Annotated in this window: 16 protein-coding genes and 4 tRNA genes; 7 read left to right on the forward strand and 13 right to left on the reverse strand. The window is 61.5% G+C overall.

All coding sequences use genetic code 11. The features are described from left to right. Positions 1–8: 8 nt before the first annotated feature. Both J2X54_RS07265 and mnmH read left to right on the forward strand, forming a co-directional pair. Positions 9–659 carry an arylesterase gene (locus J2X54_RS07265; protein ID WP_310179504.1) on the forward strand — a complete coding sequence of 217 codons (651 nt, stop codon included), beginning with the start codon at positions 9–11 and terminating at the stop codon, positions 657–659. Further along, positions 656–1717, forward strand: a complete 1062-nt coding sequence (gene mnmH / locus J2X54_RS07270; protein WP_310179505.1) for a tRNA 2-selenouridine(34) synthase MnmH — start codon at positions 656–658, stop codon at positions 1715–1717. The genes J2X54_RS07265 and mnmH overlap by 4 nt, the downstream gene beginning before the upstream one ends. A 145-nt stretch (positions 1718–1862) precedes the next feature. Here mnmH and J2X54_RS07275 read toward each other — a convergent pair whose 3' ends face one another. The 12 genes from J2X54_RS07275 to J2X54_RS07330 all read right to left on the reverse strand — a co-directional run bounded on the left by J2X54_RS07275 (position 1863) and on the right by J2X54_RS07330 (position 15741). Beyond that, entirely contained in the window at positions 1863–3776 is a 1914-nt protein-coding gene (locus J2X54_RS07275; RefSeq protein WP_310179506.1) for a SurA N-terminal domain-containing protein, read from the reverse strand. Positions 3777–4111: 335 nt separating this feature from the next. Then, positions 4112–4188: transfer RNA gene (locus tag J2X54_RS07280), tRNA-Asp, on the reverse strand. A 39-nt stretch (positions 4189–4227) separates the two neighbouring features. After that, positions 4228–4304: transfer RNA gene (locus J2X54_RS07285), tRNA-Asp, on the reverse strand. A gap of 54 nt (positions 4305–4358) precedes the next feature. Then, positions 4359–4434 (reverse strand) — tRNA-Val (locus J2X54_RS07290). Between the two features lie 52 nt (positions 4435–4486). Further along, complete coding sequence (locus tag J2X54_RS07295; protein ID WP_019921008.1) at positions 4487–4759, reverse strand: HU family DNA-binding protein; 273 nt, start codon at positions 4757–4759, stop codon at positions 4487–4489. Between the two features lie 216 nt (positions 4760–4975). Continuing rightward, positions 4976–7387: an endopeptidase La gene (gene lon, locus J2X54_RS07300; protein ID WP_070247735.1), complete on the reverse strand. Its 2412-nt coding sequence runs from the start codon at positions 7385–7387 to the stop codon at positions 4976–4978. A 282-nt stretch (positions 7388–7669) separates the two neighbouring features. Then, entirely contained in the window at positions 7670–8938 is a 1269-nt protein-coding gene (clpX, locus tag J2X54_RS07305; RefSeq protein WP_070247734.1) for an ATP-dependent Clp protease ATP-binding subunit ClpX, read from the reverse strand. A 182-nt stretch (positions 8939–9120) separates the two neighbouring features. Beyond that, the gene (gene clpP / locus J2X54_RS07310; RefSeq protein ID WP_310179507.1) at positions 9121–9759 is read right to left on the reverse strand and encodes an ATP-dependent Clp endopeptidase proteolytic subunit ClpP; all 639 of its coding nucleotides are present in this window, start codon (positions 9757–9759) and stop codon (positions 9121–9123) included. Between the two features lie 173 nt (positions 9760–9932). Continuing rightward, positions 9933–11273, reverse strand: coding sequence for a trigger factor (tig, locus tag J2X54_RS07315; RefSeq protein ID WP_070247792.1), 1341 nt, complete (start codon positions 11271–11273; stop codon positions 9933–9935). A 31-nt stretch (positions 11274–11304) separates the two neighbouring features. Next, positions 11305–11391 (reverse strand) — tRNA-Leu (locus tag J2X54_RS07320). 226 nt (positions 11392–11617) lie between these two features. Continuing rightward, a complete protein-coding gene (locus tag J2X54_RS07325; RefSeq protein WP_310179508.1) occupies positions 11618–14725 on the reverse strand; it encodes an efflux RND transporter permease subunit in 3108 nt (1035 codons plus the stop codon). Next, positions 14722–15741: an efflux RND transporter periplasmic adaptor subunit gene (locus J2X54_RS07330; RefSeq protein ID WP_310179848.1), complete on the reverse strand. Its 1020-nt coding sequence runs from the start codon at positions 15739–15741 to the stop codon at positions 14722–14724. The genes J2X54_RS07325 and J2X54_RS07330 overlap by 4 nt, the downstream gene beginning before the upstream one ends. A gap of 298 nt (positions 15742–16039) precedes the next feature. Between J2X54_RS07330 and hpnC the strand changes: the two genes are divergently transcribed. From hpnC to J2X54_RS07355, 5 genes are all read left to right on the forward strand, one after another. After that, a complete protein-coding gene (gene hpnC / locus J2X54_RS07335; RefSeq protein ID WP_310179509.1) occupies positions 16040–16891 on the forward strand; it encodes a squalene synthase HpnC in 852 nt (283 codons plus the stop codon). Between the two features lie 38 nt (positions 16892–16929). Continuing rightward, the gene (hpnD, locus tag J2X54_RS07340; RefSeq protein ID WP_310179511.1) at positions 16930–17763 is read left to right on the forward strand and encodes a presqualene diphosphate synthase HpnD; all 834 of its coding nucleotides are present in this window, start codon (positions 16930–16932) and stop codon (positions 17761–17763) included. Then, on the forward strand, positions 17750–19219 hold the full coding sequence (hpnE, locus tag J2X54_RS07345; RefSeq protein WP_310179513.1) for a hydroxysqualene dehydroxylase HpnE: 1470 nt from the start codon (positions 17750–17752) through the stop codon (positions 19217–19219). The genes hpnD and hpnE overlap by 14 nt, the downstream gene beginning before the upstream one ends. 130 nt (positions 19220–19349) lie before the next feature. Further along, entirely contained in the window at positions 19350–19991 is a 642-nt protein-coding gene (locus J2X54_RS07350) for a DUF1700 domain-containing protein (RefSeq protein WP_229255319.1), read from the forward strand. 10 nt (positions 19992–20001) lie between these two features. Next, positions 20002–20808 (forward strand): head GIN domain-containing protein, encoded by an 807-nt coding sequence (locus tag J2X54_RS07355; RefSeq protein ID WP_310179515.1) that lies wholly within the window; start codon positions 20002–20004, stop codon positions 20806–20808. On the opposite strand, the gene J2X54_RS07360 is transcribed toward J2X54_RS07355, so the two are convergent. Then, entirely contained in the window at positions 20809–22059 is a 1251-nt protein-coding gene (locus J2X54_RS07360; RefSeq protein WP_310179516.1) for a TIGR03862 family flavoprotein, read from the reverse strand. Between the last annotated feature and the right edge of the window lie 25 nt (positions 22060–22084).

Consider the following 22084-nt stretch of genomic DNA (forward strand, 5'->3'; position numbering starts at 1 on the left):
AATCAGGCATGCGCAATATGGTAATGAAGTTGGCAAAGAAGCTCAGTGTACACGCAGCAGCCGCCCTGCTGATGGCAGCTGCATCGGCGAGCGCTTATTCTGCACCAAAAACAGTCCTCGTGCTGGGCGACAGTCTCTCTGCGGAATACGGCCTGGCCCGGGGGACGGGCTGGGTGGCGTTGGCAGAAAAGAAAGTCAAGGCGCAGAAGCTCGATGCCGAGATCGTCAACGCCAGCGTCAGCGGCGAGACCACCAGCGGCGGCCGCTCGCGCCTGCCCGCGCTGCTGACCAAACACAAGCCGGGGCTGGTCGTGATCGAGCTGGGCGCCAATGACGGCCTGCGCGGCTTGCCGGTGGCGGCGGCGCAGGCGAACCTCAAAGCCATGGCCGAGGCAGCCGACCAGGCCGGCGCCAAGGTGATGCTGGTCGGCATCCGCATCCCGCCCAACTATGGCCGCGATTATTCGGAAAAATTCTATGCCATGTACGGCATCCTGAGCCGCGAGCTGAAGGCGCCGCTGGTGCCATTCATGCTCGAGGGCGTGGCCGAGAAAACCGAGATGTTCCAGCCCGACCGCCTGCATCCGCTGGCGGCGGCGCACCCCACTATCCTCAACAATATCTGGCCCGTGCTGGAAAAATCGATCAAGACAAAATGAAATATCCAGAAGTACTCGGCATCGCCGATGTCCTGCCCCAGCTCGCCAGCTTCGACGCCATCATCGACGCCCGCAGTCCGGGCGAATACGCGCAGGACCACCTGCCCGGCGCCATCAATGCGCCGGTGCTCGACGATGAGCAGCGCATCCGCATCGGCACCATGTACAAGCAGATCGGCTCGTTCGAAGCCAAGAAGCTGGGCGCGGTGCTGGTGGCAAAGAACATTGCCAGCCATATCGAACAACTGTGGCTGGACCAGCCGCGCGAATGGCGGCCGCTGGTCTATTGCTGGCGCGGCGGCAACCGCAGCGGCTCGATGGCCCACATCCTGTCCAAGGTTGGCTGGCCGGTGGTACAGCTGGACGGCGGCTACAAGGCCTTCCGTGCCGAAGTGAACGCCACCCTCGAGGTGGCGCCGCCGCTGCGCTTCAAGGTGATCTGCGGCACTACCGGCAGCGGCAAGAGCCGCTTGCTGGAGGTCCTGGCCGCACAAGGTGCGCAGGTACTGGACCTGGAACAGCTGGCCGCGCATCGCGGCTCGGTGCTGGGCAACCTGCCCAGCCAGCCGCAGCCGAGCCAGAAAGCGTTCGAGACCCGTATCTGGGACTGCCTGCGCCACTGCGACCCGGCGCTGCCGGTGTTCGTGGAATCGGAAAGCAAAAAGGTCGGCAACCTGCGCGTGCCGGCCGCCCTGATGGACACCATGCGCAGCGCCGACTGCATCGCGCTCACATTAAGCCGCGCCGACCGCGTGCGGCTGCTGATGGAAGACTACGCGCATTTCCTGGTCAGCCCGGCCACCCTGAACGCCCAACTCGAGCACCTGGCAGCGCTGCACGGCAAGGAAAAGATTCGCCGCTGGCAAGCGATGAGCGAGAGCGGCGCCATGCCGCAGCTGGTCGATGAATTGCTGGCCGAGCATTACGACCCGGCTTACCTGCGCTCGATCGACCGCAATTTCGTGCGGTATGGACAGGCAATGCCGCTCGAGCTTGGCGACATCGGCGCGGCCGATTTCCTCGCTGGCGCGCGCTGGCTGATGGCTTCGGTGCGCTAGCTCATCCCCTCCCCCACGCTGCGATAAATCACAGCTACCACGTGGGGTCGGACCCGGTACCGGGTCCGACCCCGGATGGCTCTGCGGGTTTAATACGTGCAAAAAAAAGCCGCGTATCGAACGCGGCTTTTTCGTTTCTAACGTATTACTCTTTAACTTCAGTCACCGTCGTGGTGGTGATCGGTTTCAGGATCTTGACCTTGGCGCGCTGCTTGAGCAGTTCAATGTACTCGTACATCTCTTGCTGGGCCAGGATGGTACCGATCTGTTCGGCTTCTTGCTTGCGACGCTCGGCGTCCTGCTCGGCAGGCTGCTGCACCTTGCCGATGCGATACACGCCATAACCTATGCCTGGCAACTCCACGCCCACGTAGGCTGGCAGCTTGCTGGTGTCGGCTTTCATCACGTCTTGCAAGGCTACGCCATTCAGGCCTTCCGGCTTGCTGCGCGAGACCAGCTTGGCAGGGCCGAAACCGGTGGCGTCGCCAGCTTTTTTGGCGGCAGCGAGTTTCTCGGCGCCGGCTTTCATCGCCAGCTTCGATGCTTCTTCCATGGTCACGCGCTGGCGGATCGCCGCGTCCACTTCGGCCAGCGGACGCCTGGTCGCAGGCTTGAACTCGACGATACGGCCGGCTACCAGGGTGCTTGGCGCCACTTCGATCGCTTCGGTGTTGGTCTTCTTGGTAATCGAGTCATTCGAGAACAACGCGGTGAGGAACTTGGCGTTGTTGTACGGCGCAGGACCGGCTGGCGGCGACGGCGTGCGCGAGATGTTGCTGGCAGTCTCGATTTTCAGACCCAGCTTGTCGGCGGCCGGCTTCAGGCTGTCTGACTGCTCATACACGGTGTTGGTGAACGCTTCGGCCATTTCCGAGTATTTTTTCGACGCTTGCGCGGTTTTCAGTGCTTCGGCCACTTCGGTCTTGACCGAGTCCAGCGGCTTGACCACCGCAGGTTTCAATTCCGTCACGGTCAGCACATGGAAACCGTAGTCCGACTGCACCGGATCGCTGATCTCGCCCTGCTTGAGCTTCATGACCACCGCTTCCAGTGCTGGCGCAGGCAGGCTGCCCTTGGTCACCAGGCCCAGGTCGCCGCCCTCTTCCGACGATGGATCTTCGGACTTGGCTTTGGCGATCTTGGCGAAATCGGCTGGCGCTTTGCGCACTTCGGCGGCAATCGCTACGGCCTTGGCCTTGGCGGCTGCGACGTCGGCAGCGCTGGCGCCTTTTTTCAGTGCGACCAGGATGTGGGCGGCACGGCGGGTTTCCGGCGTGGTGAACGCGGCCGGGTTGGCTTCGTAATACTTGGCGATGTCGGCATCGGTGACTTTTACCTGGCTCAGCACGGCTTCGTTGTTGAGCACCACGTATTCGATCTTGGCCTGCTCGGGAATTTCGAAGAACTTGCTGTTTTTGTCGTAGAAGGCCTTGACCACGGCATCGGTCACTTTGACCTGCGGCACGAAATCGGTGATCGGCAGCATCAGTTCCTGCACTTCACGCTCTTGCGAACCGATGTTCGACAGCGTGGTGGCGACCGTGCGCGGCGCAAAACCGGTATTCTGCACGGCGCCGCCCAGCTGCTGCAGCGCTATGTCGCGGCGCATGCGCGCATCGTTCATGGCTGGCGTGAGACCTTGCGACGCCAGGATGGCCTTGTAGCGTTCCATGTCGAAGTTGGCGGCGCCGCCGAACAGGTCCATGATCGCGCGCTGCAATTGCGGGTCGCTGATGGTCAGGTTGGAACGGACGACTTCGGCGCCAATGGCGCGCTCGGCGATCAGCTGGTCGAGGATGTTTTGCTTGAACTCGGGCGTGTCGAACATTTTCTGGTCGAACTGCGCACCCATGCGCTGGCGATAGCTGTCGAGCTGGTTACGCAGGGCATTGTCAAATTCTTGCTGGGTCAGCGGTTGACCGCCGACCTTGGCGATGGTGGTCGCATCGTCGCCAAAACCTTTGTAGCTTTCGAGACCGACTAAGGCAAACGACGGGACGATGATGATCGCCAGGAGAATCTGCATCAAACGTTGATGATTACGAATAAATTCAAACATGGTCAGCCAATTCCGATTGATAGGGACTTGCACATACAAAAATGGCGAACTCGCGTCCGCCAACTCCAGGGGATTTTACAGCGCACACACCTCTATAGCAAGGGTAATCATGGCAGCTTGCTATGGGCTGGATCGGCCCGCTTGCCTCAAAACCGTCATTCCCGCAAAAGCGGGAATCCATGCTGAGCGTGCTAATCAAGCGGCCCATGGATCCCCGCGTGCGCGACGATGACGGATTAAGCGATAACGTTATAAACTCGGTATTCAACTCGCCGATTAATTGCGCACAAAAGAAAAACCCCGCAGCTATTACTAGCTGCGGGGTATCTTGTTCTTGGCGGAGCGGACGGGACTCGAACCCGCGACCCCCGGCGTGACAGGCCGGTATTCTAACCAACTGAACTACCGCTCCTTTGGTCCTGCATTTTTGCTGCGATCACTAACAAGATGCTGGCGGAGCGGACGGGACTCGAACCCGCGACCCCCGGCGTGACAGGCCGGTATTCTAACCAACTGAACTACCGCTCCAGCAAACTTACTAGGTGCAACATTGTACTACAAGGCACTACATTTTGCAAACCCTGGTGGGCGGTGAGAGGCTCGAACTCCCGACCTAAGCCTTGTAAGGGCTCCGCTCTACCAACTGAGCTAACCGCCCCAGATTTGCTATGCGAACAGTTAATTTAACCTTAGCTGCCCACCGAAGTCCGTTAGTTTACAGCATCTTTCAAAGCTTTGCCAGCTTTAAATTTAGGAACTTTTGCTGCTTCGATGGTGATCTCTTCCTTGGTGCGCGGGTTGCGGCCGGTACGGGCAGCGCGTTCGCTCACGGAGAAGGTACCGAAGCCGACCAGGGTCACGCTGTCGTTCTTTTGCAGGGTGGTGGTCACGCCGTCGATTACGGCATCCAGCGCGCGCGCAGCAGCAGCTTTCGAGATATCAGCGGAAGTGGCGATATGGTCGATCAATTCAGTCTTATTCAAAGCAGTTCCCCGTCACATAAGTTATAACATTTAGCCCGTCGATTTATTGGTCAATTCAACCAGTCATTCGCGGCCGAGAAAAATCTCAGGCCGTATTAAACAAGCCAGCGTGTACCCCTGTCAAGGTTGGCACTGTAGAAAAGTAGGTAAAAATAAAAAACAGGCGCCATAAAAGCGCCTGTTTTGGTAAAACGTGATACTAAAAACGAATAAGTGTTAGTGCTTTACCACTTCTGTTTGGCCGTCCGGTTTGGCGGCAGCGGCTGCCACCGCTTCCACCGGCGCGGTTTCCGTCAACGGTTCAGGCTGGCGTTCGAGGGCCACTTCGAGCACCTTGTCGATCCAGCGTACCGGAACGATTTCCAGCTTGTTCTTGACGTTGTCCGGAATGTCGGCCAGGTCCTTGACGTTCTGCTCGGGGATCAGCACGGTCTTGATGCCACCGCGCTGGGCCGCCAGCAGTTTTTCTTTCAGGCCACCGATCGGCAACACTTCGCCGCGCAGGGTGATCTCGCCCGTCATGGCCACGTCGGCACGCACCGGAATGCCCGTAAATACCGACACCATCGCCACCGTCATCGCCGCGCCGGCCGAAGGACCGTCCTTGGGCGTTGCGCCTTCCGGCACGTGGATGTGGATGTCGCTCTTCTCGAACACTTCGTTCTTGATGCCGAGGCGATTGGCACGGCTGCGCACCACGGTGCGAGCCGCTTCGATCGACTCCTTCATCACGTCGCCCAAAGTACCGGTACGGATCACGCCGCCTTTACCAGGCATCGACACGGCTTCGATGGTCAGCAAGTCGCCGCCCACTTCGGTCCATGCCAGGCCGACCACCTGGCCGATCTGGTTTTCTTTCTCGGCCACGCCAAAATCGTAGCGGCGCACGCCCAGGAACTTGTCCAGGTTTTTCGGCGTGACCAGCACTTTTTTGTCGGATCTTTTCAGCAGCAGCATCTTGACGACCTTGCGGCAGATCTTCGAGATTTCGCGTTCCAGCGAACGTACCCCGGCTTCACGGCTGTAGTAGCGGATGATGTCGCGCAGCGTCGCTTCGGAGACCGAAATCTCTTCTTCCTTCAGGCCGTTGTTCTTGATCTGCTTGGGCAGCAGGTAACGCATGGCGATATTGGTCTTCTCATCCTCGGTGTAACCCGACAGGCGGATCACTTCCATGCGGTCGAGCAGCGCCGGCGGAATGTTGTACGAGTTCGACGTCGCCACGAACATCACGTCCGACAGGTCGAAGTCCACTTCGATGTAGTGGTCCGAGAACGTGTGGTTCTGTTCAGGGTCCAGCACCTCGAGCAGGGCCGACGACGGATCGCCACGGAAATCGGCGCCCATCTTGTCGATCTCGTCGAGCAGGAACAACGGGTTGCGCACGCCGACTTTCGACAGCGATTGCAGCACCTTGCCCGGCATCGAGCCGATGTAGGTACGACGGTGACCGCGGATCTCGGCCTCGTCGCGCACGCCACCCAGGGCCATGCGCACGAACTTGCGGTTCGTGGCGCGGGCGATGGACTGGCCCAGCGAGGTTTTACCCACGCCCGGGGGACCAACGAAGCACAGGATCGGTGCTTTCAGTTTGTCCACGCGCTGTTGCACTGCGAGGTATTCCAGGATGCGTTCCTTGACCTTGTCCAGGCCGTAATGTTCGCCCTCGAGTACTTTTTCAGCGTTGGACAGGTCGTTGTTGACCTTGGACTTTTTCTTCCATGGCAAGCTCACCAGCGTGTCGATGTAATTGCGCACGACAGTCGCTTCGGCCGACATCGGCGACATCAGCTTGAGCTTTTTCAGCTCGGCAGTAGCCTTGTCCAGCGCTTCTTTCGGCATCTTGGCCAGCGCGACTTTTTTCTCGAGTTCGTCGAGGTCGGCGCCGTCTTCGCCCTCGCCCAGTTCCTTCTGGATGGCTTTGACTTGCTCGTTCAGGTAGTACTCGCGCTGCGATTTTTCCATCTGGCGCTTGACGCGGCCACGGATGCGCTTTTCAACCTGCAGAATGTCCAGTTCGCCTTCGAGCTGGCCCAGCAGGTGCTCGAGGCGCTTGGCGACGCTGAAGATTTCCAGTATCACTTGCTTCTGCTCGAGCTTGAGCGGCAGGTGCGCGGCGACGGTGTCGGCCAGGCGGCCGGCGTCGTCGATGCCCGACAGCGAGGCCAGGATCTCCGGTGGAATTTTCTTGTTCAGTTTGACGTACTGGTCGAACTGCTGAACGATGGCGCGGCGCATCGCTTCGATTTCCGAATCGTCGCCCAGCTCGGAGTCGAGCGGCGTCAGATCGGCCACGAAGTGCGTAGGCGTATCGGTGATCTTGTTGATGCGTGCGCGCTGGGCGCCTTCGACCAGTACCTTGACGGTGCCGTCAGGCAGCTTGAGCATTTGCAGAATATTGGCCACGCAGCCGATTTCATAGATATCGGAAGCGGAAGGTTCATCCTTGGCGGCCGCTTTTTGCGCGGCAAGCATGATGCTCTTGCCCTGCTCCATTGCGGCTTCCAGCGCCTTGATCGATTTCGGGCGTCCTACGAACAGCGGTATCACCATATGCGGAAAAACGACGACGTCCCGCAACGGCAATAACGGCAGTTGAGTTTGCTCTGTTAATTTGGAAGTTGTCATGGCGTACCTTATGTGAAAGCGTAAAGATGATGTGGCGATGGTCCGCCCAATCACAAGACCGAACCACAAGAAATAATACTATGGATGAAAGAATATTGCCCACAGCGGTACTTGCATTGCAGTCACGCTGAAAATCCAATTAAAAAAGCCACGCGCAACAGCTGCTGTCACGCGTGGCTTTTCGATGGAAGCCTGCTCTGTTCTTGATTTAAATTGTACCGCCTGACCCGGAGGATGAGAAAAGATTTTTACATCGATCCGGGATAAGTGTGCACCTCTTAATTAATTCTCACCAGAAGCTTTTGCCTGCTCCTGGTAAATTAATAAAGGTTTGGCGCCGCTGGTAATGGTATTTTCATCAATAACCACTTTTACGACATTGGTTTCATTCGGCAGCTCGTACATGGTGTCGAGCAGCGCGTGTTCCAGGATCGACCGCAGGCCACGGGCGCCGGTCTTGCGCGCCAGGGCTTTCTTGGCGATCGCGTGCAAGGCGGCCGGACGAATTTCCAGTTCGGCGCCTTCCATGTCGAGCAGCTTGGCGTACTGCTTGACCAGCGCATTCTTCGGCTCCACCAGGATCTGGATCAGTGCCTCTTCGGTCAGCTCGGCCAGGGTGGCGACCACCGGCAGACGACCAACGAGTTCCGGGATCAGGCCGAACTTGATCAGGTCTTCCGGTTCCGCGTCGAGCATTACTTCGCTGTTGCTGCGCTCTTTCTTGCTCTTGACGCTGGCCGAGAAGCCGATGCCTGATTTTTCCGATCGGTTCGAGATCACTTTGGCCAGGCCGTCGAACGCGCCGCCGCAAATGAACATGATGTTGGTGGTGTCGATCTGCACGAAGTCCTGGTTAGGATGCTTGCGCCCGCCTTGTGGCGGTACCGAGGCCATGGTGCCCTCGATCAGTTTCAACAGCGCCTGCTGCACGCCCTCGCCCGACACGTCGCGGGTGATCGAAGGATTGTCCGACTTGCGCGAAATCTTGTCGATCTCGTCGATATAGACGATGCCGCGCTGGGCTTTCTCGACATCGTAGTTGCAGCTTTGCAGCAGCTTCTGGATGATGTTCTCGACGTCTTCACCGACGTAACCGGCTTCGGTCAGGGTGGTTGCATCGGCAATCACGAACGGCACGTTGAGCATGCGCGCCAGGGTTTGCGCCAGCAGGGTTTTACCCGAGCCGGTCGGACCGACCAGCAAGATGTTGCTCTTGGCCAGTTCGATATCGTCTTTTTTGCCCAGGTGCTTGAGGCGCTTGTAGTGGTTGTACACCGCCACCGACAGGATGCGCTTGGCGGTCTGCTGGCCGATCACGTACTGGTCGAGCAAGTCCTTGATTTCGTTCGGCGTCGGCAGGTCCGACTTGGCGCCGGTCACCGATTCCACGGCCGACGTTTCGTCGCGGATGATGTCGTTGCACAGGTCGATGCACTCGTCGCAGATGAACACCGACGGGCCGGCGATCAATTTCTTTACCTCGTGCTGGCTCTTGCCGCAAAACGAGCAGTACAGTAATTTTTCGCCGCTGGAGGATTTTTTGTCTGACATGGGGCAGTTTTCTCTAGTTACAGGATGCAAGCGTGAATGCAGAAATGTCCGCTAAGCCACATGCTACCCGAAATAAAAACGAAACGCCCGAACGTTTGATCGCCCGGGCGTTTCATGGCAATTCGTCAGCAATCGCACGGGTGGGTCACCCGTGCTTAAAGCCCATACTTCAAGCCCGCAGATCAGGCACGGTTGGTCAGCACCTGGTCGATGATGCCGTACTCTACCGCTTCTTCGGCCGACATGAAACGGTCGCGATCGGTGTCCTTGGCCACCTGCTCGATCGATTGACCGGTGCGGTCAGCCATGATCGAGTTCAGGCGATGGCGCAGGTACAGGATTTCCTTGGCCTGGATTTCGATATCCGAAGCCATGCCTTGCGAACCACCGGACGGCTGGTGAATCATCACGCGCGAGTTAGGCAGCGAGAAACGCTTGCCCTTGGCGCCGGCGGCCAGCAGGAACGCGCCCATGGACGCGGCGATGCCGGTGCACAAGGTCGACACTTCTGGCTTGATGAATTGCATGGTGTCGAAAATCGCCAGGCCGGCCGAAACGGAACCGCCAGGGGAATTGATGTACAGCGAGATGTCCTTGTCCGGATTTTCGCTTTCCAGGAACAGCAGCTGGGCCACGATCAGGTTGGCCATCTGGTCGTTGACGGGGCCAACCAGGAAGATCACGCGCTCTTTGAGCAGGCGCGAGTAGATGTCGTACGAGCGCTCGCCACGGCCGCTCTGTTCGACCACCATCGGGATCAAGCCCAGGGCTTGGGTATCCAGTGCAGGATTACGGCCGGGGTTACCATTATAACCAGTCATTCTTTTTCCTTGTGAAGCAGCTAAGTCCAGAGGGAGGAACGGCGGCGCTGCTCCGTCATTCCCGCGTAGGCGGGAATCCAATTTCGTTGTATCGCCACAAAATTGGGTCCCCGCCTGCGCAGGGACGACGAAGCAAGCGCCGCCGGGTGTCACTCTATTCTAGCCTAGCTGGATTACGCTTGTGCGTTGCTTCCCATCAGTTCGTCAAAGGCAATACCCTTGGACGACGTTTTCGACAGGCCCAGCACGTAGTTGACGACGTTTTCTTCCAATACAAGGGCTTCGACTTCCGCCAGACGACGACGATCGCTGTAGTAGTACTTCAGCACTTCGCGCGGGTCTTCGTAGCTTTGGGCGAAGTCTTCGATCTGCGCTTTGACTTGCTCAGGCTGGGCTTGCAGGTTGTTTTCGCCAACCAGTTGCGACAGGATCAGGCCCAGGCGTACGCGACGCTCGGCTTTGTCTGCGAACAGCTCTGGTGGGAATGGCACGTCCTTGACGTTCATGCCGCGCTGCGCCATGTCCTGGCGGGTGATTTCAGCCAGGCGCTCGGTGTCCTGGGCGATCAGCGACTGTGGCACGTCGAGGGTGGCGGTTTTCACCAGCGCATCCATCACGGCTTCCTTGTTGCGGGCTTTGACACGGCCAGCGACTTCGCGTTCCAGGTTGACCTTGATGTCTTCGCGCATTTTGGCGATGTCGCCGTCAGCCACGCCCAGCGACTTGGCGAATTCTGCGTCAACTTCCGGCAGGTGCGCCCATTCCAGTTTTTTCAGGGTGATGGTGAACGAGGCGGTTTTGCCGGCCACGTCTTTACCATGGTAGTCCTCTGGAAAAGCCAGTGGGAAGGTCTTGGCTTCGCCAACTTTCAGGCCCAGGGTGGCTGCTTCGAATTCTGGCAGCATGCGGCCTTCGCCCAGCACGAACGGGTAGTCTTCAGCTTTGCCGCCGTCGAACTCGACGCCGTCGATCGAACCGACGAAGTCAACAGTGGCGCGGTCGCCGTTGGCAGCAACTGGCTCGCCGCCGTCGCCGTGTTCGCCAGCTTCGCCCTTGGTGTGGAAGTGCACGCGCTGCTTGCGCAGGATGTCGATGGTCTTGTCGATCTCGGCGTCGGTGACCTCAGCCTTGACGGTTTCGATTTCCACGGTGGTCAGGTCGCCGACCTGCACTTCTGGATAGACTTCGAAGGTTGCATCGAAGGTCAGCACGCCCGCTGGCGACTCTTCCTTCGGCTGAATGTTCGGGTAGCCCGCAACGCGCAGTTGCGCTTCGTTTGCGGCATCGTTGAAAGCGCGGCCAACTTTATCATTGAGCACTTCGGTTTCGATCTGATAACCGAATTGTGCTGCGACCATTTTCATAGGTACTTTGCCCGGACGGAAGCCTGGCGCTTTAGCCGTTTTGGCTTGCACTTTCAGGCGCTTCTCTACTTCGGCGCGGACTTCGGTCAGCGGGAAGGAGATCGTGATACGACGTTCGAGTTTGCCCAAGGTTTCGACTGCAGTTGCCATGTAAAAATCGTCCAAAAAAATATAATACAGTTGGTGCGAGGAGGGGGACTCGAACCCCCACACCATTGCTGGCGTCAGGACCTAAACCTGGTGCGTCTACCAATTTCGCCATCCTCGCGGCATGTTTGCACAAAAGCAAAGGGCGACCCGTAAGTGAAAACGGTCGCCCTTACCCCGGTAGACTCGGGGGCTTTCAACTTCAACGCGATATTCTAACGGGTTTTTTAGTGAAATGTGGTGTTTTTTAAACCAAGCGGATTAATGCGGCATTTTTGGCTTATCTTCACCCTTTTAACCCGCAAAACCGACCAGGGTCGGACCCCGTTCGGGGTCCGACCCTAAGCTTAGGGGGTGCTTATCGCTTTCGGGGCAACCGGTTTTTTGACCCGGAACCACGCCGCGTACAGCGCCGGCAGGAACAGCAGGGTCAATGCCGTGGCCAGAATCAACCCGCCCATGATGGCCACTGCCATCGGTCCCCAGAATACAGACCGCGACAACGGTATCATCGCCAGCGCCGCCGCAGCAGCGGTGAGGATGATCGGCCGGCAGCGGCGCACCGCCGATTCGACGATCGCGGTCCACGGATCGTGGCCGGCGGCGATATCCTGCTCGATCTGGTCCACCAGGATCACCGAGTTGCGGATGATCATGCCGAACAGCGCAATGATGCCGAGATTGGCCACAAAGCCAAGCGGCCGGCCCAGCAGCAGCAAGGCCATCGCCGCCCCCGCCACGCCCAGCGGCCCGGTCAGGAACACCAGCAGCGCCCGCGAGAAACTGTGCAACTGCAACATCAACAGCGTGAAGATGATGAAGATCGCCAGCGGCAGGTTGGCCGCGATCGACGCTTCGGCCGTGCCGCTGTCGGCGGCGGCGCCCTTGACGGTGATCGCGTAACCGGCCGGCAGCGCGGCGCGCAGCTTCGCCAGCTCCGGGTCGATCTGGCCGGACACGGTAGCGCCCTGGATATGATCGCCGACGTCGGCCTGCACGGTGATCGCCCATTCGCGCCCTTCCCGCCACACTACGCCCGGTTCCCACACGAAATGCGCCCGCGCCAGCTGGCTGATCGGCACGTACTTGCCGCTGGCGGTCGGGATGTTGGTGTCGTTGAGCACGGAAATCGTGTTGCGCTCATTGATCGGCTGGCGAATCTGGATATCGATCAGGCGGATATCTTCGCGGAACTGCCCTACCGTCGTGCCGGACAGGATGGTGTTGGCGGCGCGCATCACCGTTTGCGACGTCACGCCCAGCGCGCGCATCTTGTCCTGGTCCAGGTCCAGGCGCAGCACCTTGACCGATTCGTTCCAGTTGTCGTTGACACCGATCGCGTTCGGATTGGCGCGCATGATGTCCTTGACCTGGTCGGCAATCGCGCGCACCTTGGCCACTTCGGTGCCGGTCACCCGGAACTGCACCGGGTACGGTACCGGCGGGCCGTTAGGCAATAGTTTCACCCTGCCGCGCACTTCCGGGAAGTCCTTCTCGAACACCTTGGTGATCTGCTCGCGCAAGGACGCCCGCGCGGCCAGGTCCTTCGGCAGCACGACGATTTGCGAGACGTTCGACTGCGGGAAGATCTGGTCGAGCGGCAAGTAAAAGCGCGGGCTGCCGGTGCCGACGTAGCTGGTCACACTGACCACGCCCGGCAATTTGCTCACGAAGGCTTCGAACTTTTTCACCTGCGCCTCGTTGGCGGTAAAGCTGGTGCCTTCCGGCGTCCACAGCTCAACCATCAGCTCGGGCCGGCTGGAGTCGGGGAAGAACTGCTTTTCGATGAAACTGAAGCCGTAAATGCCCAGCGCAAAAACCAGCAAGGTGGCGACGATGGTGGTCTTGCGGAACTCCACGCACCAGTTGACCACGGCGCGGAAACGGCGGAAACCGGGGGTGTCGAAAATGTCGTGATCACTATGTCCGTCGGCGTGCGGCTTTACCTTGAGCAGCAGGAAACCGAGATACGGCGTAAACGTTACCGCCACCACCCACGAAATGACCAGCGCCAGGGCATTGACGGAGAACAGCGAGAACGTGTATTCGCCGGCTGCCGACTTGGCCAGCCCGATCGGCAGGAACCCCGCCACCGTGATCAGGGTACCGGTCAGCATCGGGATCGCGGTGGACGTGTAGGCGAAGGTGGCCGCATCGAAGCGCGACATGCCCTCCTCCATCTTGCGCACCATCATTTCCACCGCGATGATGGCGTCGTCCACCAGCAAGCCCAGTGCAATGATCAGCGCGCCCAGCGAAATCTTGTGCAGGTCGATATCGAGCATGCGCATGAACAGGAACGTCACGGCCAGCACCAGCGGGATCGACAGCGCCACCACCAGGCCCGGCCGCACGTCGAGGCGGAACGGCTTGGTGTGCAAGCCGAGCGCGACAAAACTCACCGCCAGCACGATCAGCACCGCCTCGATCAGTGTATGGACGAACTCGCCCACCGACGCCTTGACCGCTTGCGGCTGGTCCGACACGCGCTCGAGCGTGATGCCGACCGGCAGCTTGGCCTTGATCTCGGCCACGGTCTTTTCCATGTTCTGGCCCAGGACGATGATGTTGCCGCCCTTTTCCATCGACACGCCCAGGCCGATCACTTCCTTGCCGTTGAAGCGCATCTTGTCGTTCGGCGGGTCTTGGTAGGTGCGCTTGATGGTGGCAAAGTCGCCGAGGCGGAACGTGGTGCCGTTGGCGCGCAGCTCGAGCTGCTCGAGGTCTTTCGGGGTTTTCAGCGCGCCGGTCACCCTTACTTGCAGGTTGTCGGTGGGCGTGACCAGCACGCCGGTCGATTCCACGCTGTTTTGCGTGGCGATCTGGTTGGCAATGGTCTCGATCGGAATGCCGAGCTGGGCGAATTTCTTGTGCGAGAACTCGATGACCAGTTTTTCATCCTGCACGCCGAACAGCTCCACCTTGGCCACGGAAGGCACTTTGAGCAGGCGCTGGCGCACGAAGTCGGCATATTCCTTGACTTCGGCATAGTTGAAACCGTCACCCGAGAGCGCAAAGATCGAGCCATAGGTATCGCCGAACTCGTCGTTGAAGAACGGTCCCACCACGCCCGGCGGCAGGGTCCCTGCAATGTCGCCGATCTTCTTGCGCACCTGGTACCACGACGTGGGCACGTCCTTGGGCGACGTCGATTCGCGCAACTTGAGGATGATCAGCGTCTCGCCTGGCTTGGAGTAGCTGCTGATTTCATCGATGCCAGGCGTTTCCTGGAGTTTCTTTTCCAGCTTGTCGGTGACTTGCTCGGCCATCTGCAGGGCGGTCGCGCCCGGCCACATGGCGCGCACCACCATTGCGCGGAACGTGAACGGCGGGTCTTCGTCCTGGCCTAGGTTGCTGTAGGCGAGCGCGCCGCCGATCAGCAGCACCGCCATCAGGTAGCGCGTCAGCGGGATGTGTTCGAGCGCCCAGCGCGAGAGGTTGAAGCCACCTTTCATTTGGCGGCCCCGGTTGCAGGCTTGGCAGCGGCAGCAGCGGCCGGCGCAACCGGCACATCGTTACCAAGGATGGTCACCTTCTGGCCCGGCTTGAGCAGGTTGACGCCGGCGGTCACCACCGACTGGCCCGGCTTGACGCCACTGGACAACACCAGGTCGTTGCCGGCAGCGCCCGCCACGGTGACCGGCACCAGCTTGACGGCGCCGTTTTCCACCAGCCACACCGAGGTGGCCGATTTTTCATGGAACAAGGCGGTCAAAGGCACCTTGATCTGCGGCGTGGCCGTGCGCGAGGCGAATTGCACGACGGCGGTCATGCCAAGCTTGGCGTCCAAGGTGTCGGGTACGGTCACCTTGGCGGTGTAGGTGCGGGTGGCCGGGTCGGCCACCGGCGAAATTTCACGGATCTTGCCAGCGACCGCGCGGCTGGGGTCGGACCACAGCCGCACCTGCACGTCGCTGACCTTGCGCAAGGTATCGACCTTGTCTTCAGGCAAACCGATAACGATTTCCTTCTCGCCGGCCTTGGCCACCTGCACCACCGGTGTGCCCGGTGACACCACCTGCCCCACTTCGGCATCGACTTGCGTGACCACGCCGTCGACGTCGGACGTCAAGGTGGCGTAGGCGGCCTGGTTGGACTGGCCGCTGTAGAGCGCCTGCTGGGCGTCGACCGAGGCTTGCGCCGCCTTCAACGTCGATTCCTTTTCATCGAGCACGGCCTGGCTGACAAAATTCCTGGCGCGCAATTCGCGGTAACGCTGGGCGTCGGCCTTGGCCAGGTCGCGGCTGGTTTCCGCCGAGCGCAGCGAGGCCATGGCCTGCGCCTGCGACAATTTCAGATCCTGGGGATCGAGCGCCATCAGCACCTGGCCGCGCTTGACCAGCGTACCGACATCGACTTTGCGGCTGACGATCTTGCCACCCACGCGGAATCCGAGGCGCGATTCGACCCGCGCCCGCACCTCGCCAGCAAACTCGGCATTGACATCGACATCGCTGCCGGCCAGCACCATCACCCGCACCGGGCGGATATCCTCGGTCTTTTCAACCGGCTTGGAACACGCGGACAGGGCCGCACACGCAACAACTATATAAATAGCGCTCAAACAAACAGGGGTCAAACGGGGGAATCTGGAGGAGACCACGATACTTTCCTTTTCCTTGCTCTCAACGGCAAATTGGCACTACCATTACGGGTTAGAAATAAATGACTTTCCGTTAATTAATTATAAGCTGCGGAAACTGCTTTGCAAATGACTTTTGAGTCATCAACTCGAAAATCTGCAATAAACTGCTTTAGGCCACAACTACATGCCTGTAGAACACTACGAAAACTTCCCCGTCGCGTCGATCCTGTTACCGAAAAAGCTACGCCCCGCTGTTGAAGCCATCTACGCCTTCGCCCGCAGCGCCGACGACATTGCCGACGAAGGCGACGCCATGCCGGAACAGCGCCTGGCCGAACTGAGCGCCTACGAAGCCGCGCTCGACCGCATCGCCCAGGGCGCCACCGGCCACTGCGCGCTGTTCGAGCGCCTGGCCGTGGTGGTGCGCCAGTACGACTTGCCGCTCAAGCCGATGTACGCGCTGCTGTCCGCCTTCAAGCAGGACGTGACCGTGCACCGCTACGCCACCTACGCCGACCTGCTCGACTATTGCGCGCGCTCGGCCAACCCGGTGGGCCACCTGATGTTGCACCTGTACGGCCAGGCCACCGCAGACAACCTGCGCGATTCGGACGCCATCTGCAGTGCCCTGCAACTGATCAATTTCCTGCAGGACGTGGCGATCGACCTGCACAAGGAGCGCATCTACCTGCCGCTGGAAGACCTGAACCGCTATGCGATCCTGCCCGGCGCGCTCGATGCCCCGGACTCGCGCCCACGCTGGCGCGCCATGATGAAATTCGAAGTGACCCGCGCCCGCGCGCTGATGCTGAGCGGCGCGCCGCTGGCGCTGCGCATGAAGGGCCGCATCGGTTTCGAGTTGCGCATGGTGGTGCAGGGCGGCCTGAAAATTCTCGACGAGATCGAGCGCGTGCAATACGACGTGTTCCGCCACCGGCCCAAGCTGGACCGGCGCGATTGGATCAACGTGTTCTGGTCGGCCGTCCGCATGAAGCAGAGGATGAAATCGGCCCCGTTACAGGGCGCGACACTATAAAATAGCGGCTTCGATAGGCCAACCTTGCTTTTTTATTCATGTCCCCCGACGACTACTGCCAGCAAAAGACCGCGCAAAGCGGCTCCAGTTTTTATTACAGCTTCCTGTTTCTCACGCCGGAGCGTCGTCGCGCCATTACCGCCCTGTACGCGTTTTGCCGCGAGGTGGACGATACCGTGGACGACTGCACCGACGAGTCGGTCGCCCGCATCAAGCTGGAATGGTGGCGCAAGGAAATCGCTGGCATGTATGAAGGCCGCCAGTCGCACCCGGTCACGCAAGCGCTGCAACCGCATCTCGCGGTGTACGACCTCAAGCAGGAACACTTGCAAGCCATCATCGACGGCATGGAGATGGACCTCAACCAGACCCGCTACCTCGACTACGCCGCCCTCACCCGCTACTGCTGGCACGTGGCCAGCGTGGTGGGCATCCTGTCGGCCAGCATCTTTGGCGTGACCACGCCGCAAACCCTGCAGTACGCCGAAAAGCTCGGGCATGCGTTCCAGCTCACCAACATCATCCGCGACGTGGGCGAAGATGCGCGCAAGGGCCGCATCTACCTGCCAGTGAACGAATTACAACAGTTCGGCGTCACCGCGGCCGACCTGCTCAATGCCCGCCACTCGGAAAAGTTCGAGCAGTTGATGGCGTTCCAGGTGGCGCGCGCGCAGCAAGCCTACGACGACGCGTTTGCCCTGCTGCCAAAGCAGGACCGCCGCGCCCAGCGCCCGGGCCTGATGATGGCGGCCATCTACCGCACCGTGCTCGACGAAGTGCAGGCCGACGGCTACCACGTGCTCACCCAGCGCATCTCGCTCACGCCGATCCGCAAGCTGTGGCTGGCGTGGAAGACCTATGTCCGTGGCTGAGCACGTAGCGTCCAACATCGCTGGCAAGGCGCCTGACCAACGGGCCGACAACGGCGCCGACAAACGCCTGGCGCCCAAGGGCGGCAACGATGTGGGCCGGTCGGTGGCCGTCATCGGCGGCGGCTGGGCCGGCTGCACGGCGGCCGTGGAACTGGCGCGCGCCGGCTTCAAGGTCACGTTGTTCGAGGCCGCGCGCGTGCTCGGTGGCCGCGCGCGCCGCATCGAAACCGACCGCAAGCAGCTCGACAACGGCCAGCACATCCTGCTGGGCGCCTACAGCGAAACCCTGCGTGTGATGCAACTGGTCGGTGTCGATCCGGCCCAGGCGTTGCTGAACCTGCCTTTGCAGATGCGTTATCCGCGCGTGGCCGGGGGCCCCGGCGGCATGGACTTCATCGCCCCGCGTTTGCCGGCGCCGCTGCACCTGGCAGTGGCGCTGTTCCGCAGCCAGGGCCTGGACCGTGCCGACAAGCTGAGCTTGCTGCGCTTTTCGTCCACCGCGCGCTGGATGGACTGGCAATTACACCAGGACTGCACGGTGACCGAGCTGCTGGAACGCTACGACCAGACCGCGCGCCTGACGCGGCTGCTGTGGCGTCCGCTGTGCCTGGCGGCGCTGAACACGCCGCCGGAACGCGCTTCCGCACAAGTGTTCCTGGCCGTGCTGCGCGACAGCCTGGGCGCGCGCCGCGCTGCCTCCGACATGCTGGTGCCGCGCGTGGACCTGTCGGCCTTGATGCCCGAGGCGGCGGCCAGATATATCGAAGGCCATGGCGGCGCAGTCCGCACCGGCGCCAAGGTGCAGGCGCTGCGCTCGATCGAAGGGCGGCTGTGGCAGGCCGACATCAGCGGCGCCGCCGTTGGCGGCACCTGGAGCACTTATTTCAACGGCGTGGTCGTCGCCACCGGCCCCAACCAGGCGGCGACGTTACTGCACGGCATCGCCGATTGCGACACAGGGGCGGTTTGCGCCAGTCTCACCGCGCTCGAACCGGAAACCATTACCACCGTCTACCTGCAGTTTGCCAGCGATATCGGGCTCGATTCGCCGTTCTACGCCCTGCTCGACGATCCGGACAACCACGAATGGGGCCAGTTCGTATTCGACCGCGGCCAGCTCGACGCCAGCCAGGCCGGCTTGCTGGCGGTGGTCATCAGCGCTTCGGCCAGCGCCGCCGCCGAGCAGCAGGATTTACTGGCTGAAGCCGTGGCGGTGCAACTGGCGGTCGCGTTCCAGCGCCCCGAGCTGGGCCGGCCGCAATGGTTCAAGGTGATCACTGAAAAACGCGCCACCCACGCCAGCACGCCCGGCCTGGTGCGCCCGTACAACGACACCGGTTTGCCGGGCCTGGCGCTGGCCGGCGACTACACCGCCGGCGCTTACCCGGCCACGATCGAATCGGCCGTGCGCAGCGGCGTGGCTGCCGCGCGCCTGCTCAATGGTGTGGAAGCCTGAGCCCGCTTGACGGACTGGCGCACGGGCGTGTCGCCTGTACCGCAATTTACGCAGACTGTCACATGCCGGTGGCGCGGCTCTGCGTGCTTGCGTACAGTGCCAACATCGACAGCAACAACGATTGAACATCATGAAACCCGAGACAGCCCGCCAGTCACCACCGCCGCCGCGCCACATCCTCCGGACTGTGGGCTCGCTGGTCGGTTTGTCCTTTTTTAACCTGTTCATGGTAATTCCGGCCATGGTGTATGCGTCGCTGCTGCTGGCTGCATACCTGTCGGCATTCAGCTGCTACATCGGCGGCGTGGCGGTGACCGCCAGCGGCCTGTCCGGGCAAAACGAACTGGCGCTGCAAGGCCCGATCCGCCAGGTGATGGCGCTGACCAATTCACACTTCGATACCCGCGAAGAGGAAGAACAGGCCATGGGCTGGAAGGTGGCGATCACCAGCCGCGGCGTGCAGGTGTTTCGCGAGCCCGAAACCAGCACTGGTGGTAATGTCGGCAATGTTGGCAATGTCGGCAACCTCGCCCCGGACGCCGGCAGCCGCAACGCCCGCATCTGGGACCGCGCCGAAGCCGTGGCCACCGGCGACATGACCATCACCACTGACTTCGACAGCGGCGCCCGCACCACCCAGACCCTGATCGGCCTCGGACTGGTACTGGGCGGTATTGGCCTGTGCCTGGTGTGCATCGTGCTCACCCGCTACACCCTGGTCGGCATGCGCCGGTACGCGGCCATGAATATGTCGCTGCTGCGCGGACATTGAGAGGCCCACCATGCGCTCCCTGATGAAAATCGGTTTCAGTTTGCTGCTGTTCGCCTTCGTGCTGATCGGCATCAGCTACAGCTTCCTCAAGTCGTACGGCGCCGCCAACCCGGCCAGCAGCGCCGGCCGTTCGCTCTCGAGCGAGGTACGCCGCATCGACGCCATGGCGTCGGTGGTCGATATCACCGGACCGATCGACCTGGTCCTCACGCAAGGACCGGTCGCCTCGCTCAAGGTGCGTGGCGAACAGCGCTCGCTGGCCAATATCGCCACCGAGCAGGATGGCCGCGACCTGCAAATCCGCACCACCGGCATGTTGCTCAACCCGCGCCACCGCCTGCAGGTGGAGCTGGTACTGCCGCAATTGCAGGAACTGGTGGTGCGCAGCAGCGGCAACGTCAAGGTCAGCGGTTTTAATGGCGAACGGATGGACCTGCAACTGATGGGCTCGGGCGACGTGGCGTTCAACGGCCGTTATCGCAAGCTCAGCGCCGCGGTGCACGGCAGCGGCAACCTGGCCCTCAATGCCGGCAGCGGCCAGCACGTGGAACTGGAGTTGATGGGCTCGGGCCGGATTACGGCCGCCGGCAGCTGTCAGGTCATGGAGATGCAACTGGCCGGTTCCGGCACCCTCGACGCGCGCCACCTGGCAGCGGACCGGGTGCAAGTGATGCTCAAGGGATCCGGTTCGGGCCACGTGTTTGCGCGCCGCGCTGCCGAGATCGAATTGCAGGGCAGCGGCAACCTGGCCGTGTATGGCAACCCGGACCAGCGCGAGATCAACCGCAAGGGCTCGGGTTCGGTACGCTGGGAGTAGTCACGCGCCCCGGTTGTGCGGGCCGGCGAGCCAGGCCAGCACGTCGCGCCCAGCAGCCAGGCCACTGGCAAAGCACGCCGTCAGCAGGTAGCCGCCGGTCGGCGCCTCCCAGTCGACCATCTCGCCCGCCACGAACACGCCCGGTACTGCCGTGAGCATGGCGCCGTCCAACGCCTGCCACTTCACGCCGCCGGCGCTGCTGATCGCCTCGTCGAGCGGCCGCGGCCGCACCAGCCGCACCGGCAAGCGCTTGATGGCGCCGGCCAGCAGCTCGGCATCGGCATACGATTCCTTGTCCAGGCACTCGCGCAGCAGACCCGCTTTGACGCCCTTGAGACCGAGCCGGCTTTGCAGGTGGCTGGTCAGCGAGCGAGCGCCGCGCGGGCGCGTCACTTCATCGAGCACGCGGGCAGCCGAGAGGTCGGGCAGCAGGTCGAGGTGGATGGTGGTGTGGCCGTTTGCGGCAATCTGGTCGCGCAGCGCCGCCGACAGCGCATAAATCAGGCTGCCCTCCACGCCGCCGCCAGTGACCACGAACTGGCCCTGCTTGCGGAACTCGCGCCCGTCCGCGGCCACCGAGGTGATCGCCACGGTGGTCAGCGGCTCGCCCGCGTAACGCTCACTGAAATGCGCGCTCCAGTCGACGTCGAAGCCGCAGTTGGCGGGGACCAGCGGCGCCACGTCCACCCCGCGCGCCTGCAGCAGCGGGATCCAGGCGCCGTCCGAACCAAGCCGCGCCCAGCTGCCGCCGCCCAGCGCCAGCACCACGGCGTCCGCTGTTACCTGCACCTCGCCGTCGGGCGTGTTCAGCACGAGCGCGGCGCCGTTCCAGCCGGTCCAGCGATGGCGCATGTGGAACCGCACGCCGTGCTCGCGCAGCCGATGTAACCATGCGCGCAGCAGCGGCGCCGCCTTCATATCGGTGGGGAACACGCGGCCGGACGTGCCGACGAAGGTTTCCACGCCCAGGCCATGTATCCAGGCCCGGACGGCCTCGGGGCCGAAGGCGTCGAGCAGCGGCCGCAGTGGCGGCGCACCGGCGCCATAGCGCGTGACGAAATCGGCATACGGCTCGGCGTGGGTGATATTCATGCCGCCGCGCCCGGCCAGCAGGAACTTGCGGCCGACCGAGGCCATGGCGTCGTACACATCCACCTGGGCGCCGCCCTGGGCCAGGGTTTCGGCGGCCATCAGGCCCGCCGGGCCGCCGCCGATGACGGCGACGCGAAAAGGTGGCACACTAGGCTGCATGGGTTTCGATCAACAAAATAAGAAG

It is taken from the genome of Duganella sp. 3397 (assembly GCF_031456625.1).
Taxonomy (GTDB): domain Bacteria; phylum Pseudomonadota; class Gammaproteobacteria; order Burkholderiales; family Burkholderiaceae_D; genus Rugamonas; species Rugamonas phyllosphaerae.